Origin of the sequence: Reichenbachiella carrageenanivorans (genome assembly GCF_025639805.1) — a bacterium.
Lineage (GTDB): Bacteria > Bacteroidota > Bacteroidia > Cytophagales > Cyclobacteriaceae > Reichenbachiella > Reichenbachiella carrageenanivorans.
Window position 1 is genome coordinate 4,778,435 of record NZ_CP106735.1, and the last position, 16,209, is coordinate 4,794,643.

Annotated in this window: 14 protein-coding genes; 7 read left to right on the forward strand and 7 right to left on the reverse strand. The window is 41.0% G+C overall.

Features of this window, described 5'->3' with window-relative positions:
* Positions 1–17: 17 nt before the first annotated feature.
* Positions 18–833, reverse strand: a complete 816-nt coding sequence (locus N7E81_RS19120) for an AraC family transcriptional regulator (RefSeq protein WP_263051200.1) — start codon at positions 831–833, stop codon at positions 18–20.
* Positions 834–975: 142 nt separating this feature from the next.
* Here N7E81_RS19120 and N7E81_RS19125 point away from each other — a divergent pair, with 142 nt between their 5' ends.
* The 4 genes from N7E81_RS19125 (at position 976) to N7E81_RS19140 (ending at position 4,915) form a co-directional block, all read left to right on the forward strand.
* Entirely contained in the window at positions 976–2,334 is a 1,359-nt protein-coding gene (locus N7E81_RS19125; RefSeq protein WP_263051201.1) for a DUF1800 domain-containing protein, read from the forward strand.
* Positions 2,328–3,512, forward strand: coding sequence for a DUF1501 domain-containing protein (locus N7E81_RS19130; protein ID WP_263051202.1), 1,185 nt, complete (start codon positions 2,328–2,330; stop codon positions 3,510–3,512). The genes N7E81_RS19125 and N7E81_RS19130 overlap by 7 nt, the downstream gene beginning before the upstream one ends.
* 81 nt (positions 3,513–3,593) lie before the next feature.
* Positions 3,594–4,130, forward strand: a complete 537-nt coding sequence (locus N7E81_RS19135; protein ID WP_317624057.1) for an RNA polymerase sigma factor — start codon at positions 3,594–3,596, stop codon at positions 4,128–4,130.
* On the forward strand, positions 4,127–4,915 hold the full coding sequence (locus N7E81_RS19140; RefSeq protein ID WP_263051203.1) for an anti-sigma factor: 789 nt from the start codon (positions 4,127–4,129) through the stop codon (positions 4,913–4,915). Before N7E81_RS19135 ends, N7E81_RS19140 begins: the two co-directional genes overlap by 4 nt.
* A 295-nt stretch (positions 4,916–5,210) precedes the next feature.
* On the opposite strand, the gene N7E81_RS19145 is transcribed toward N7E81_RS19140, so the two are convergent.
* Positions 5,211–5,639: a PIN domain-containing protein gene (locus N7E81_RS19145; protein WP_263051204.1), complete on the reverse strand. Its 429-nt coding sequence runs from the start codon at positions 5,637–5,639 to the stop codon at positions 5,211–5,213.
* Complete coding sequence (locus N7E81_RS19150) at positions 5,629–5,886, reverse strand: DUF6364 family protein (RefSeq protein ID WP_263051205.1); 258 nt, start codon at positions 5,884–5,886, stop codon at positions 5,629–5,631. The genes N7E81_RS19145 and N7E81_RS19150 overlap by 11 nt, the downstream gene beginning before the upstream one ends.
* Before the next feature lie 1,070 nt (positions 5,887–6,956).
* Here N7E81_RS19150 and N7E81_RS19155 point away from each other — a divergent pair.
* Both N7E81_RS19155 and N7E81_RS19160 read left to right on the forward strand, forming a co-directional pair.
* The gene (locus N7E81_RS19155; RefSeq protein ID WP_263051206.1) at positions 6,957–7,976 is read left to right on the forward strand and encodes an IS110 family RNA-guided transposase; all 1,020 of its coding nucleotides are present in this window, start codon (positions 6,957–6,959) and stop codon (positions 7,974–7,976) included.
* A gap of 199 nt (positions 7,977–8,175) precedes the next feature.
* Positions 8,176–10,050: an N-6 DNA methylase gene (locus N7E81_RS19160; protein ID WP_263051207.1), complete on the forward strand. Its 1,875-nt coding sequence runs from the start codon at positions 8,176–8,178 to the stop codon at positions 10,048–10,050.
* Here N7E81_RS19160 and N7E81_RS19165 read toward each other — a convergent pair.
* The 4 genes from N7E81_RS19165 to N7E81_RS19180 all read right to left on the reverse strand — a co-directional run bounded on the left by N7E81_RS19165 (position 10,047) and on the right by N7E81_RS19180 (position 13,259).
* Complete coding sequence (locus tag N7E81_RS19165) at positions 10,047–10,724, reverse strand: hypothetical protein (RefSeq protein WP_263051208.1); 678 nt, start codon at positions 10,722–10,724, stop codon at positions 10,047–10,049. The two genes, N7E81_RS19160 and N7E81_RS19165, sit on opposite strands and share 4 nt — an antisense overlap.
* The gene (locus N7E81_RS19170) at positions 10,721–10,951 is read right to left on the reverse strand and encodes a helix-turn-helix domain-containing protein (protein ID WP_263051209.1); all 231 of its coding nucleotides are present in this window, start codon (positions 10,949–10,951) and stop codon (positions 10,721–10,723) included. Before N7E81_RS19170 ends, N7E81_RS19165 begins: the two co-directional genes overlap by 4 nt.
* Positions 10,952–11,947: 996 nt before the next feature.
* Entirely contained in the window at positions 11,948–12,304 is a 357-nt protein-coding gene (locus N7E81_RS19175; protein WP_263051210.1) for a hypothetical protein, read from the reverse strand.
* A 283-nt stretch (positions 12,305–12,587) separates the two neighbouring features.
* A complete protein-coding gene (locus N7E81_RS19180; RefSeq protein ID WP_263051211.1) occupies positions 12,588–13,259 on the reverse strand; it encodes a hypothetical protein in 672 nt (223 codons plus the stop codon).
* A gap of 1,060 nt (positions 13,260–14,319) precedes the next feature.
* Here N7E81_RS19180 and N7E81_RS19185 point away from each other — a divergent pair.
* A complete protein-coding gene (locus N7E81_RS19185) occupies positions 14,320–15,864 on the forward strand; it encodes a beta-N-acetylhexosaminidase (RefSeq protein ID WP_263051212.1) in 1,545 nt (514 codons plus the stop codon).
* The last annotated feature ends 345 nt before the right edge of the window (positions 15,865–16,209 follow it).

Below are 16,209 nucleotides of genomic sequence, written 5' to 3' on the forward strand. Positions count from 1 at the left end.
CTTTGGTCTATTTGAAATTAGTCTGGACTATCTAGCAATATTCTTCTGTAGTCCTGAGGCGTTACTTGTGCTCGTCTCTTAAAATACTTTGTGAAATGAGAAGGGTCTTTAAAGTTTAATTCGTAGGCAACCTGAGCAACCGAATAAGAAGTATAATCCAATAGCCTTTTGGCTTCACTGATGATATATTCGGCAATCACTTCTGAAGCAGACACTCCTGCTTGCTTTCTGCATATTTGACTTAGATTTTGAGGACTGGTGTGTAGCCGCTCTGCATAATGCGCTACCTGATTCACAATAGGCCGTGAATTTTCAAGAAGTTGGATGAAATGTTGAAACAAACCTGAATATGGCACCGACGTAGAATTGGCATCTATCAAACCAACAGACTTGATCAAAAAGGACTTGAAGAGTGCAGACACCAGAGCCGTCTGAGAAACGTCTTCTTTTTGGTACTCACTCAGCAGCAGTTTGAAATAAATATCAATCGTCGGGTCTGTGGCTGGCAAGCACGTAGCTCGTGAAAGCTGGAGCATATACTTGCGCAACTCAAGATGCTCATCGATGTAGTTGTTTTTAACTAAAATCACATACCCCTCTGGCTCCGAAGTAATATCCCAACAGTGGATCTGATCTCTCCTCATAAAAAACAGCAGAGGAGCATCAATAAGGTAAGTAGAGTGATCTATCGTATGCGATCCAGATCCTTTGGACAAGTAAATGATTTCAAAATAATTGTGATGGCGATGCGCAATGGTCTTTCTGATATGTTTTCGGAAAGGAGCGATTTTCAACCCATTCGTTCCTATCAATTTGTCCTTGGAAGGAATCATAAATACACCTTTTCTCTTTTGATATAAAAAACGCTAATTTCATACAACTCCTAAATAAGTACTACTTCATACTTACTTTTTTATTATTCATTATTAGAAAATAAATTAAACCTTCCATTACACTTAGTATCTAAGTCATCATATGAAATTGAATCAACAAGAGGTACAACACCTCCTACTCAGGGCAGGGTTTGGAGACAACAGGCAGGTCATCGGAAGCTATATAGGCCAATCGCCCGAATTGATCCTACAGAAGCAGTTTGAGCTATGCAACAAAAACACTCCTGTACAAATAAAGCTGCCTAAATATGAGCCTACTCCCTACAAAGAACTGTCTGAAATAGAAAAACAGGCCATAAGAAAAGAGGCTCGCGAACAAGTGAAAGCGCTCAACATCGAATGGATCAAAACCATGGCCAGTGCCCCTTCTAGTTGTCAAGACAAAATAGCAATGTTTTGGCACGACCATTTTGCCTGTAGCGCAGCCAATGGCGTCTTTCTACAATCCTACCTCGATACCATTCGTGGTCACGCCTTAGGCAACTTTGGCGATATGCTCAAAGCAGTATCTAAGGAGCCTGCCATGCTACAATACCTCAACAATCAGCAAAACAAAAAATCAGCTCCCAACGAAAACTTTGCCCGCGAAGTGATGGAACTTTTCACACTAGGCAGAGATCAGGGCTATACCGAAAAGGACATCTCAGAAGCTGCTAGAGCCTTTACTGGCTGGGGATTCGACCGCACGGGGAATTTCAAATTCAGACAAATGGTCCACGACAACAATAGCAAAGTGGTCTTTGGGCAAACTGGCAACTTCGATGGAGACGACATCCTTGACATGCTTTTAGCCAATAAACAAACAGCTCATTATATCAGTCAGAAATGGGTACGCTACTTCGTGCACTCAGAGGGTAATGAAAAGTTAGAAAAAAAAGTAGCCGATGCCTTTTACAGTTCCAACTACGACATCAAAACCGCCCTAACGGCACTGTTCACCTCGCCTGACTTTTACGACAAAAAAAACATAGGCCAGCGCATCAAATCTCCGATCGAACTGATTGTGAGCGTGCAACGCCAGCTACACTTGAAAATAGAAGACCCTAGCAGCCTACTCTACTTGCAACGTATGCAAGGGCAAGTACTATTCAACCCGCCCAATGTGGCTGGGTGGCCAGATGGGCAAGACTGGGTAGACAGTGCCACCCTCCTGTTTCGCCTCCACTTGCCACAGCTTATTTTCAAGTCTGCGCTGATTCAAAACCACCCTGACAGTTCGTTCGACGACAATGATGCATTTGCCATAAAGGGTCGACTTCGGGCTTTAAAAACCGATCTAAATTTGAATGAACTGGAGAATGATTTCAAAAATAAAAGTGCCGATGATCTGGCGCTATTTCTAATCCAAGGAAAATGGTCAGTAGATGCATCGGCCTACCCCACTGACTTTATTGATCAAATCATATTTCTCACATCCAAACCTGAGTATCAATTATGCTAAAGTCCACACACAGCCGAAGACAGTTTCTCAAGCAGTCGTCCTGCATTACTGCTGGCACATTACTATTGCCTTCTTTTTTGCAAGCTGGCTTAGCGCCAATGACTCAAGACACTCGTCTGGTCATCGTACAGCTTTCTGGCGGCAACGATGGTCTCAATACGATCATCCCATACCAAAATACAGATCTACTCCGACTGAGACCTAACCTCCTTTCGAGTGACCGTCGACTACTCAAGATCAACGATGAGTTGGCTTTCAACGCTGGTTTTTCAGGATTCAGAGATTTGTACAACCAAGGAGACGTCTGTATCCTCAACAGCGTGGGCTACCCCAACCCTAATCGGTCGCATTTCCGATCGATGGATATTTGGCAATCTGCCAGCCCATCGGACGAATACCTTTCTACAGGATGGATCGGTCGCTATCTCGACCAAGAATGTGGCTCAGAGGCCAATATAGGAGCCATCGAAATGAGCGACGTACTCAGCCTAGCACTCAAGGGACAAAAAGAAAAAGGGACACCCCTGACCAATGTGGGGCAGTTTTATCAAGCCACTAAACAGGTAGAGTTAGACCCAACACCCCATGTACACAGCCCTACGGCCGACTTTCTCTACAAGACCGCTGCCAACACCCAAAACAGCGCCCAGTACTTGTATGAGAAAAGTAAAATCTACCGCTCGAAACATAATTATCCCAATCACAAGTTTGGGTCAGACATGAAAGAGATCAGTGAAATGATTAGTTCTGGAGTAGACGCCCCTATTTACTACGCAAGCCTAAGCGGATTCGACACGCACAACAATCAGCTGGGTCGGCAAGAGCGGCTGCTTCAGATGTACAGCGAAACCATGAGAATTTTCGCCGATGACTTAAAAAGTTCAGACAGATGGAAAAACACATTGGTGCTTACCTTTTCGGAATTTGGCAGACGTGTCACCCAAAATGGGAGTCAGGGAACTGACCACGGCAAAGCCAATAATCTATTCCTCATGGGCGGAGGACTCAAAAAACAAGGGCTGTACAACCCACTCCCCAACATCAACCAGCTAGATCAAGGCGACCTCAAACATGAGATAGATTTCAAACAGGTCTATAGTACGGTACTCAACGACTGGCTCAAAACCGATGCAAGAGCCATCATCAAAGGAGATTTTAAATCATTGAATTTTATTTAAACCCCATACCACATGGTTCACTTGCGTTAGCAGATATTTTCATTAACTTATCCATTCATTATCTGCCAACGAATAAGAAAATTGCAAATTCAGGAAATGGAATTGGTTCGTCTGCTTCGCCGCAAAGACGAAAAAGGCTTCGAGTACTTGTACACCAATTACGCTGGTGCCTTGTATGGTGTGGTGTCTAGGATCGTAATAGACCGAGACATTGCCGACGAACTCCTGCAAGATGCTTTCCTGAAGATTTACAATAAAATAGATTCATTCGATGCCTCGAAAGGAAAACTATTTACCTGGATGCTCAACCTGACACGAAATCTGGCCATCGACAAACTTCGATCTAAGGAAATGAGCCAGCGTAGAAAATCCGATAATGTAGGAGACTCCGTATATAAACTGGATCGTGAAAGCACCCCTTCACAAGAAGATCACATTGGGGTTCGTGAGTTGTTGAATCAATTGGATGAAAACCAAAAGCAAGTGATGGAATTAGTTTATTTCGGGGGATTTACACAAGCAGAGGCTGCAGATGAACTCCAGTTGCCACTAGGCACCGTGAAAACTCGCGTACGATCTGCACTCATTTATTTCAGAAAAACACTAGACGTCAGATGAATATCGAGGAATACATAGCGTCCGGTATTTTAGAGCTCTATGTGCTCGACGAACTGCCTGCAACAGAGCGGGCAGAAGTAGAACAAATGTGCGAAGTACATAAGGAAATCCGCCTCGAACTATCGCTAATAGAAAACACAATGGGCACACTGGCACTACATACCGCGGTAATGCCTCCTCCTGCCCTGAAAGAAAAAATCAAAACACAAATATCCGCATCAGCTCCCAAAGCCATTGAAATGCCTACTGTAGCGCCAGAACGGCCATTCAATTTTGCGGTGGCTGCGTCTGTGTCTGTAGCGATACTGGCTTCTGCACTGGCCTTTTACTTCTACAGCCAGTGGCAGTCTACCCAAGGACAGCTAGAAGTATTGATCGCGCAAAATCAGGAAGTGGCCGACAATTATCAGTTTGTAAACAAACGACTGCAAGGACTAGAATCGGATCTCGATATACTGAGCAGCCCAGACTACGCACGCATCGCAATGAACGGCACCGAAAACTCACCTCAATCCCTAGCCACAGTATACTGGAATAGCCATACAGCAGAGGTCTATCTCAAAATACAAAATCTAAAATCTCTGAGCGAGCAACAGCAATACCAGCTCTGGGCCATCGTAGATGGCGTACCTGTAGATATGGGTGTATTCGATACTAGTACAGATTTACTCCAAATGAAATCTGTATCAGCGGCAGCGGCCTTTGCCGTGACCATAGAGCCCAAAGGCGGCAGCGAAAATCCAAGCCTAGAAACCATGCAGGTGGTAGGTACTACTGAGGTGTAAGGGGATTGCTTCTAAAACCACCTTGACCTTAAACTTTGAGGTATAGACTGGGCTTCCCACTTTTTTCGTGTCATCAGTAAATTCAACATTCTATTTTAAGTGCCTCTCATGCCCCACAACGTCTCTGTATGAATCGTGCTGAGAGACGCTGATTTTGTTTCGGTTACAATATAGCCAAATCTCTGATTTGGTCTATACATTTTCAATTGAGATAGATCAAGTCAGAGATATGGCGAGGCGGGGGAAAGCAGAATGTTTCAAGCCGCACTATCACAGCATGATTTTATACAGCATGTTATCCCTCTTTTAATGCCATTTTCACATATGTTTCAGTATTGAAGACTGGGATTTGAGATTTTTTGTAGTCTTTGGTGTTTCTGGTGACTATAGCGGAAATTTCTTTGCCACCTAGTGCTACTGAATGCTGAATCGCATCTTCGAAATCTTTGAATTCGCTGTTTACTGCATTTTCAATGTCTTTTCCGGAGACGCTAAGAATTTCAACTAATTCTAGAATTTCACCTATGATTGTTCTTGTTTTCTTGTCTCCAAGTTCTTTTCGTACGATGTAATGAACGTTGTTGAGGCAAATTGACGATGCGAACAGTTTAAGTTTTTTCTTATCAGCCAAATCAAATATTATAGATGCGGCATCAGCATGTGGTTGTCGATCAATTAAGAGATCAATGATGACGTCAGTATCAACAAATATTTTAGATGCCATGTTTGCTGTCTTTTGCTTCGTTAAGGTTGTTTTTGTAGCTGAATGAAGAGCCTGTCTTAAGTACACCTCTTAGTTTTTGGACTCTAGGAGATAGCTGTTTTTCTGCGACTGACTGCATTTTAGACTCTGTTATGTATCTGAAATAGTTTTCTACCATTTCAGATAAGCTGCGGCCTTTGTTTGAAGCATATTTTTTTGCTTGCTCTATAATTTCCTTTTCAAGCGTAAGAGTTAATTTGGTATTCATGACACGTGTTTTTTTGTTATTAGGTTGTACGTGCAAATTAACCAATGGTTTTCGAAAAATCCTAATGAGGGATATCGCCTGTGTAGGACGATGTGCCCTCACAGTTTAATTAAGGCAGAAAGATAACCGATCCGCGCACAACCGCAAAAGCTTGTTTAGCCATTAACGCAAGTTTGGAGCGACAAAATAACCACGAATGCGTTCTCGGCATTCTGCATATTCCGCGCGGAGCGGTGGTACTGATTCTGGCATTGATTCGAAAAGCTCGCAAGGGCATTCGTGCCTACACTATATTACCTCGCGTCTTTTCGCATTGGTTTAACCGTAATCAGTCTTCTAGTTCCGATGATCCCTCGCTTTATAAGAATGTTCACCAGCCATAGAATTGGCCAGAAAAGAAGATAAGTTAGACAGCCCAAGTCACCTCCAAACTCTGTTAGGATTCGATTCTTTCGTTCAGGGAGTTCGAAAGAAGTTCGCTTTAGGGTTTTGCCAAAAAGTTGCAACTCTTCACCAGTCCAACCCAATTCAGAGGAACTTTCAAGAAGTTGTTAAGTCTCTCCACGTTCTCCGAAGTTAGTTTGCCAAATTTCTGAGGGTTAGGCCCGATAGATTCACCAGACCAAGCAGTTGTTTCGGAACTGTAATATTGTACATCTTCAATTTCATTCCAATCGTTACTTAGCCAAATGAATGAAATCCAACAAGTTGAAACGTTCGATTTAATGTCAAATAAACCAAATTTTTCGTTGGTCTTATCTTCAAAGGTGAATTCGTCCCCGTTGAAATTTTTATTTATGTAATCTTTCCAGTTCGAGTACTCCATTATTTCTCAAAGGGACTAATGCGAGGTAACCTTTAGCTTTCCTGTCTATAATTAATCAAAGAAATAAAGGTTTTACTTTTAATAGTAAAAGAAAGCAAGCCAGAACTACGCGCTAACCAAGTTACCCAGACTTATCGGGCGATTCAGGGCTTGCTTTCCATTGTTAAATGTTCAGATAGATATTCAGGGATCCCGATCCGTCGAGATGCCCTAACATCAAGGTTTTGAACTTAATATTGAAATTATGGAAAATACCACCCCTAAACAAATCTTCTACCCACATATCGTGGGTATAGACATTAGCAAAATGAGTATTGATGTGGCTTTGATTAACAGCTCATCGATGAAGTGCAACAATGGCTTGTTTAGTAATGATAGCGAAGGCTTCCAGAAAATGAAAAGATGGCTTAAACAACATGGCAATGACTGTGGTGAGGACATCCTTTTCTGCATGGAACATACCGGTATCTATACCAGAAACATTGTCAAGTATTTGCTCAAAAGAGGATGCAAAGTTTGGCTGGAATCCTCCCTGCACATCAAAAGAAGCATGGGACTAATCAGGGGTAAGTCAGACAAAATCGACGCTGAAAGAATTGCCAATTTTGCTTTTGATCATCAACGTGATGCCAAACTGGTCAAACTCTCACATCCTACCTTAAACCGCCTCAAAGATCTAATGAAAACCAGAATGAGGCTTCAAAAAAGTTTACACAGTCAGCAAATTGCTGTAGATGAGTTGACCAAAGTAGACCCAAAAGCAGGACGTGAAATCGAAAGAATCAGTAGGTCAGCTATCAGTGGGTTAAAAAAATCTTTAGATAAAGTTGAAGCCAAAATGGACGAATTGATTCAGATAGATAAACACTTAAAGACCCTCTACGAATTGGTCACTTCGGTGAAAAGTGTAGGCAAGGTTTTGGCCGTGGATCTGATCGTTTATACAGAAGGATTTACTCGCATGTTGGACAACCGAAAGCTGGCTTGTTATTGCGGTGTAGCTCCTTTCGAATACAGTAGTGGAACCAGCATATTTGCCAGTCCAGGCACATCAAGTTTTGCCAACAAACAACTCAAATTTCATCTACACATGTGTGCGATGAATGCCATCAAATGTCACAAAGAACTTCGAGGATATTACCTTCGGAAAACCGAAGAAGGGAAAAGTAAAATGAGTGCACTCAATGCAGTGAGAAACAAACTACTCCATAGAGTAGTCGCCGTAGTAAAAAGAGGAACTCCTTATCAAGAGAAATTGGATTAAAAAAAGACCAATACGCTTGTTTTTACCATAGATATCGTCTATGTATGGTGAGTGCGCTTACACTCTCTAATACCACTAAAGTATCGAATTGCAGATACAGTTGAAAATATCTCAAAAGCGCATTCACTATACATTTTGTTGGGTGTAGTTTTTCATTATCTTTGTCATGTCGTGCAATGATACTTATAATATTCAAAATATGCAGAGCTTACAAAAAGATCTAATTTTCCCATTGAATGATAGAGATGATTACTTGAAGGTGTTCAAGGAGATATATTATCACCTTTATTCTAACAGTAATGTTAGTAGGGCAGAGGTGTTAATTAAGGATATCTCTAAAGTTCTTTTGTATTGTTTATCAAATACAGATCAGAAAAAGAGCGATTCTGATACCATATTTAAAGTTCTTAAAAAACAGTATCCAGACATTGAAATGTTTATTACCCCTTTTGAATTAGAAAAAGAGCACATTGAATTTGTGTTCGATAAGCTAATTGATATCGATATCCAAAATGCACCCGCACACATAATTGGGGATGCTTTTCAATCATTAGTTGGACCGAATTTAAGAGGTGATAAAGGACAGTTTTTCACACCTAAGTCAGTTGTTTCTTCGATGGTACAGATTTTATCGCCAAAGGAGTCAGATGTAATATGTGATCCTGCATGTGGTACAGGAGGTTTTTTAGTTGAAGCATTTACGTCTTTCGCAAACAATAAGAAGCACTTCTGTGGACAATTGATAGGTATTGAGAAAGATGAATTCTTGTCAAACACAGCGACTTCAATATTGGAAATCTATTCCAAAAGTAATTTTAATATTATTAATAGGAATTCACTTGATTTAAGAGATAAAGATTTAGCTCGCAATCTAGGAGAAGTTGATGTGATATTAACTAATCCACCGTTTGGAGCAAAAATTGGCATCAAGGATAAAGAAATTCTTGGTCAATATGAGTTTGGTCATAGTTGGTCTTATGTTAAGAGCGAGGATAAATGGTTTAAATCTAATCAGCTATTAAATGAGCAATCCCCACAATTGCTCTTTCTAGAATTATGTTTTAAACTTTTGAAAAAAGGAGGAAAAGCAGGAATAGTCCTTCCAGAGGGAATTTTCGGAAATAAAAGTTTGGGATACGTATGGGATTATATTAGGTCTCAAGGTCAAATAATTGGAATGATTGATTGTCCAAGGACGTTGTTTCAACCCAGTACAGATGTTAAAACTAATATTCTTTTTTTTGAAAAGGGAACGGAATCTAAGAATGAGTTTCTAGTTGCTGTTGCCGAAAATTGTGGTCATGATAAAAGAGGCAGAAGCCTGTCTAGTAAAGGTGAAAAAGTTAAGGATGATTTCGATTTACTCGGAAAATCATTTAATAATGGACTTCAAAATTGGAGTTCAGCCTGTGTGAAGGATAAATATTACGTTGTTCCAAGATATTGTGTGAAGGAAAATAATTGGAAGAATAAGCAAATATTCGAGTTTGATGTAAAAAGTTTTATATCAATTAACGAGTTGGTTGACTCTAATCAACTTGCTATAAGGAAAGGAAATGAAGTGGGTTCGGAAGCATATGGAACTGGAGATATTCCATTTATCAGAACTTCTGATTTGATCAACCTAGAAATCAACTATGATCCTACTAAGTCAGTTAGTGAAGAGGTTTACTCAAATTTCAAGAGTCTACAGAGTATAGAAGAAAATGATATTCTCATGGTAGCTGATGGTAGATACAGGATTGGTAAAACATCTATGATATTGAATGGGATGACTAAGTGTGTTGTTCAAAGCCATGTGAAAATAATTAGAGTACTAAAATCATCAATTTATTCTCCTTTCGAATTACTCTATATATTCAATCAAAAACCTGTTATTCAACAAATTAGGAGTCTCATTTTTATACAATCTACACTTGGGAGTATTGGTAATAGATTAAATGAACTAATCCTGCCTATTCCAGAAAAGAATGATTCATGGAATTTAATGATCCAAGATTTCACAGAAACTCTTGTTGAGAGGAATAGGCTACTACATAAGTTGAATGACAACATTATAGATGATGTTTTTTAAGTGTTTTTTGACCTAGTGAGAATAGCAGCAATCCACTCATAAAACTCATCTAATGTTTTATTTCCTTGAGCAATATTGCATTCTCGGTGTCCAAATCCAACATTCATTGGGTCATGCATTCGTGGGTTTAAATGGCATGTTTCTAGATTCGCTTTTCCTCTTTGTGCTGTATGGAATAAATCGAATCCGATCTTGTCAAGGCAAATTGCACAGGTAGTTATATTTGACATTTCGCCAAAGTGTGACTCTAAATATTCTTTTATGTTATCGGGACATTTTGGAGCTCCCTCCATTTGATAAACTAACCATGTCAACTTAATTGCTACTTGAATACAAGAATCATAGTCAGCAGCTTTTTCTCTAAGTTTTGCTACAACTCCATCTTTTAGGTTTTCCATGTTAATGCCAAACTTTTTCAAATTTTCATCTGATGCAAGCATTACCCACCTCAAAATCCTGTTTGGCCCAGCATCCTCACTTTTCCAGGCAGCTCCTGTAGTCATTGTAGAATCTCTTTTAATCTTATCAGAAATTCGTTTAAAGTTCTTGGATAGGTGTTCTAAAAATGGAAACTCTGAACAACTACCAGTATGCCCCATTTCTAGATGACATTTTTTGATTTGTAATTTATCATATTTAGATCTACTAGAAATCTCCTTATAGCAATACTTCATATAGGTTTGTCAATTTTTTCAATTTCAATGAAAAATTGACTCGGAGAAACCTCTAGTGCATTACAAATTGCATCAATGTTTACAAGGGAAAGATTCCTTTCACCTCTTTCTATACTTCCAATGTAGGTTCTATGAAGCCCACATTTGAACGCAAAATCTTCTTGTGATAATGATTTTGAAATTCTTATTGATCGAAGTACTACCCCAAATTTTTCTTCAATTGTCATTGAATATTATTTTGGAGTAAAATTAGCTCTATGAATACTATGAGTCTACAGACTATAAGTAGCGTTTATTACACCCAACGACCATGTATGTGTCGTGCGATTCGTAATTGATGTAGACGAAGCTAGTGATTTTTACTTTGTCAGCCCAACAGCAGACCTTCAAAGACAGCCTGACTGATTCTACTCTAACGAGAATGCAGCTCGTCTTGGCTGGCTAGTGGAGCAAGTAAAAATCACATGCTATACATCAGCTGTTTACCAGAAACCACTGGTGATCCGTCTGTGCGCATGACAGCATACAACATGTTGTCTTTTCGTTATTTTTTCGTTCCGTTCCGGGATGTTCGATAGTGCTCGATACTTTTTTCTTGATAAAAAAGTAACCAAAAAATCAAGGCTGTGGATCATTTAGCTAAAATTCGCTGCCTTCCGCTGAAAAGAAACAAACTCGACCGACCCTTCGCTCGTCCAACCCTTCGGCCTCAAACAGTGTTTCTTTTTTAACCGCTCCTGTCAGTGAATTTCTTAACGCTAAATCCTCCAATGCCGAAAAAAAAAGGTGCTGATTTTGGCCAGAGGAATGGTTTTCAGCCTGCAGCTTCACTATTTTCATTGCTTCCGCCCCTGCGCTACCTACTTAAGCAAGCTTCCTGCGTTCCCAACGTTTAAGCATGAAACCGTTCACCTACTGGCTGAAAACAATCGAATTCCCTCAAAAGTCCCCGTTTTCTTTGGCTCTGCGTATAGTTATGATTTTTAGAAAGGCAATGAAAGACAACGCCCGCATATAGCGATGTGCCCATGCGGATTCTAAAAGCACTAAAGTAGCCGAATCACTCCAAACCGCCAAAGCCAGTCTGGTCGCTCAGTCTCACAGGCGCCTATCGGCATACGAATGACCATTCCTCGGCATTCTACCGCTTCCCGAGTGAATCGGCGGAGCATGTTATGGCATTGATTCGGTCACACAGCTATGGGCATGCGCTATATGCATTGTTAGGCATTTTTTTCTTCCATTCGGTTCAGAAAATGATTGTTGATTCGTTTTGCTGCAAATTGAACTCCCAGTGTCATAAATAGAGCATCTATAGCCACTGTAAATGCAATTACTCCATAGATTGCTTCGTCAAATCCCGAAGTTGATTCGAAACTGACGTAGTACCATAATGCCCAGAGTTCACAGATAACTGCCCAAAGAGTTAAGAAGATAATTAGTTTGATTTTTTCGGCTTTGTTGAAATGTCGACCAAAGTTTTTAGTGAAGTGCCAGCATATTGGAGTTAGGGTAGCATAAACGATTAGAAATAGCCCGAACATTCCTAGTCGTTTTCCTGGTGCAATTGCGTCCAACACGAAACCAAATGTTAGCCAAAATACTGGTAGTACTAAAGAATATAGAAATAGGTTTGGTGTTTTAGATGATTCGTTCATGTTCAAGTTTAATAATGCCTAACGCCACTGTATCAATCGTGGCGTGTGACTTAATTTAAGTTTCGGCTACAAGATAGCCAAATCTCTGATTTGCGCTATCCCTTTTGATTCCATAGTGCCAATCTGAGATATGTCGGGGCTTCCAGAAAGCAGAGGACTTTCGTTCACAGCTGAACCGCCATGATTTGATCACAGCTTGTTAGCATCATTTTCGCCAGATTTCCTTCCACCCTGATTTTAGGCTGAATGATTCTCCGTTCATTACATGTTTTGTTAATGGAATAATGTTAAGAAATAAGAATGAAAACCAAATTGCCGCACAATAGAGCCATGTTCTTGTTAAACCGCACCAAATATTATTTATTAAGCCTTGACTAAATACCACTTCTGTTTCTGAATTAGCCGTTCTAGTTAGTTGACGGTATACAGGATTTCGAATCTCATATTTGACTCCATTTTGATCGACATATAGTTCCGGTTCGTTCCATTGATTCGATAAGCTTATCAGTTGCACTGAATCTAACTTTGCATCTCGAAAGTATTGAGTAGTTAAAGGCTTCTTTAATTTACCTATTGACCATCGGTTCTCGGATTTGGGATTCCCCTGTTCATCTATCCAGAAGAGAAAACCCTTGTTCAAACTATTAATTTTCCAATTTTTAATATGGCTTCCTGATAGGTCAAATTCTTGAATAACATCATAATCACCTAATCCTATGAGGATTAGATTATTAGAAACGACTATTCCTTGTATGTTCGCCAATGGAAGTTCATTAGATGGCGAAATGACATCTAATTTCACGAAAATATTCCAAAGTAGACCTATTGCCTCAAACGCTAATAGTGATAATAGTATTAATGAAAAAAATCTTCGCATTTAGATTGTTGATGCTAACGCCTGTGTAGGCGGCGTGCCTACAGCGGTTGTTTGTGATGGCAGTGAAGTTAGCCGATCCGATCTAAAACCGCAACAGACTGTTCGCCAGTTACACAAGACAGGAACGTAGTTCGACCGCACTGCTGATTCCTCGGCCCGCTGACCCTCCCCGATCGGAACGGCAGTTCCGATAGCACCAACGCCCACGGACAACCGCCACAAAAGGCATGAGCGACCTACACCATGTTGTCGACCGTTTTTTTGTTCGCCAGCAACGCAGATCGACCGCCACAAGTAGCGAAACACAAGTCAAAAAAGTTCATCCAGGGCAGTGCCGCCACGCACCAGCAGGTTCAGGCTCATAGCAGCCCGCCAGTTCAGACGTAAAACAGATAAGCGCAACCGCAAAGGCCGCTCGTTCGCTCGAAAACTAAGATGGAAAAAGGCAGTAAAGTCAGCGTCTGGTAGATGGCCGACTGTTCCGGTACGGCGCACAGATCAAGAGCCACAAGGCAAAAGCGCAATGCACAAAAGCCATGGTCGACAACATCCGGATATCACACACTAGTGGTTGATATATCCATTGTGTTTTTATCCAAATCTAGTGGATTAATTATTTGTTTGAAACTCGAATTGGTACCAAGCAGCTAGATACTTCCTTTAGTTTAGTGGGCTGTATTTCTCGATAGCGCCCCCTGCCCTGTTTGTTTAAGAATACGATGCCACACTCTGCCAGTATTTTGATATGCTGATAAATGGCTGGTCTAGTCATCTCAAAATTGTAGGGAATCGCAATCAAATTGATGACCTCTCCTTGTGTGGGTCAACTATCGCCTGAAATATGTCTCTTCTCATGTCATGAGAACCTTAGTTTGCTTTACATTAATGTATTATTATGGTTCTTATAAATCATTGAAATTTCAACTAAGAATAAATATTAAATTAGTTGTGATACGCAACAAATTTGATGAGATTTAACCCTGAAATTGAATTGACCCCTCCATTTCAAACCCTCCCCAAAACTTCTAATTCTATTTTTTCACTAAAATGAATCAAATTCATGAATTTAGAATCGAAGTATTCCTATGTCCTTGGCGTGCTATTTATTGGTAGTTTGGCCTATTTTTCATCTTGCACATCACCTTCGGGGCCTACTGGTTTGTCCGACCACACCATCATCCCTCACCCCGTAGCTATTACTACAGCAAATGGACACTTTACACTATCTACCACCACTCAGGTGGGTACCGATGAGGAGTCGCTAATAGCCGTTGCGCAATATTTAGTTTCTCAATATGAACCTTTGAGGTTTTCAGCAAACACGGACGAATCAACTATACTACTCTCCCTCCATGCTAAAGACAGCCTCTTAGGAACTGAAGGTTACTCCCTTCAAATCCAAGAAGAGCAAATTCATCTTTCGGCCCAAACCCCAAGAGGTATCTTTTATGGCATCCAAACTCTTCTTCAACTACTCCCTCCTGCCCAAATAGAGACCTCAGTAGAAATCCCAACAGGCACGATCCTAGACTACCCACGCTACAGCTACAGAGGTTCTATGCTCGATGTGTCGAGGCATTTTTTTGGTGTAGATGTAGTCAAAAGGTACATCGATTTCATAGCTGCATACAAGCTGAATACCCTCCATCTCCACTTATCAGACGATCAAGGCTGGCGGATAGAGATCAAATCCAAACCTAAGCTCACCAGTATAGGGTCTACTACCCAAGTAGGCGGTGGCAAAGGGGGCTATTTCACCCAAGCGCAGTACCAAGAGATTGTGCAATACGCTGCGGACCAGTTCATCACCGTGATCCCAGAGATCGATTTGCCAGGGCATACACAGGCGGCTTTGGCTTCCTATCCAGCGCTAGGTTGTACAGGGGAGCAACAAGACTTGTACACGGGCAAGGAAGTGGGGTTCAGCACACTCTGCACGGACAATGAAGCCACTTACGAATTTGTAGACGCTGTACTCAAGGAAATAGCCGAGATCACACCAGGCCCGTACTTGCACATAGGCGGCGATGAGTCGCATGCCACAAAAAAGGAAGATTACATCTACTTTATAAATCGCATACAGCAAATTGTAAACAAATATGGCAAAACCCTCATCGGGTGGGATGAAGTAGCCGAGGCCAACATAGCTCCTGAATCTATCGTGCAGCAATGGAAAAGCGCAGGCAATGCCTCCAAAGCTGCCGAAAATGGCAATCGCATCATCCTCTCCCCTGCTACTCTCTCTTATATGGACATGAAGTACGACACCTCCACCCGAATAGGCTACACTTGGGCAGCATTGATAGAAGTAGATCAAGCTTATAACTGGGACCCAGACACCATCACCATGATATCCTCAGATATGATACTGGGTATAGAGGCCCCCTTATGGACGGAGACTATCGAAACGATAGAAGACATCGAATACATGGTATTCCCTAGACTGCTAGGCTATGCAGAGATTGGCTGGTCGCCGCAGTCGGTCAGAGACTGGGCCAACTATAGGCTCCGACTGGCTGCACAAGAAAAGCGTTTCGAAGAGCAGGATATCCACTACTATCGCTCTCCCGTCGTACCTTGGCTGGCACAAGACTCGATTCGGTAAGCACGTATTTCTTGGGATGCTATATGCATTGGCGATAAGCCAATACTAACGAAAGCGACAACCTCCTTTCACTAATTGATCCGCCACAAAAAAAGAAATGTCGCTACTCGAAAGTAGCGACATTAAAAGGCATGATAAATGGGCTTAGACTCCCATTTGTCATACGCAAGTTACGCACAACTAAGAGCTTGGTTGTTATTAGAGTGTTATTTTTAATGAAATTCAAAATTGAAAAGCCAAATTTCGATACCGAAAAATATCAAAAAACAGGACTTGAAAATAACCGACTGACCTCCCCAACAAACACATCATAAGGAGTCAATAAAGAAAGGAAATTGTATTCAA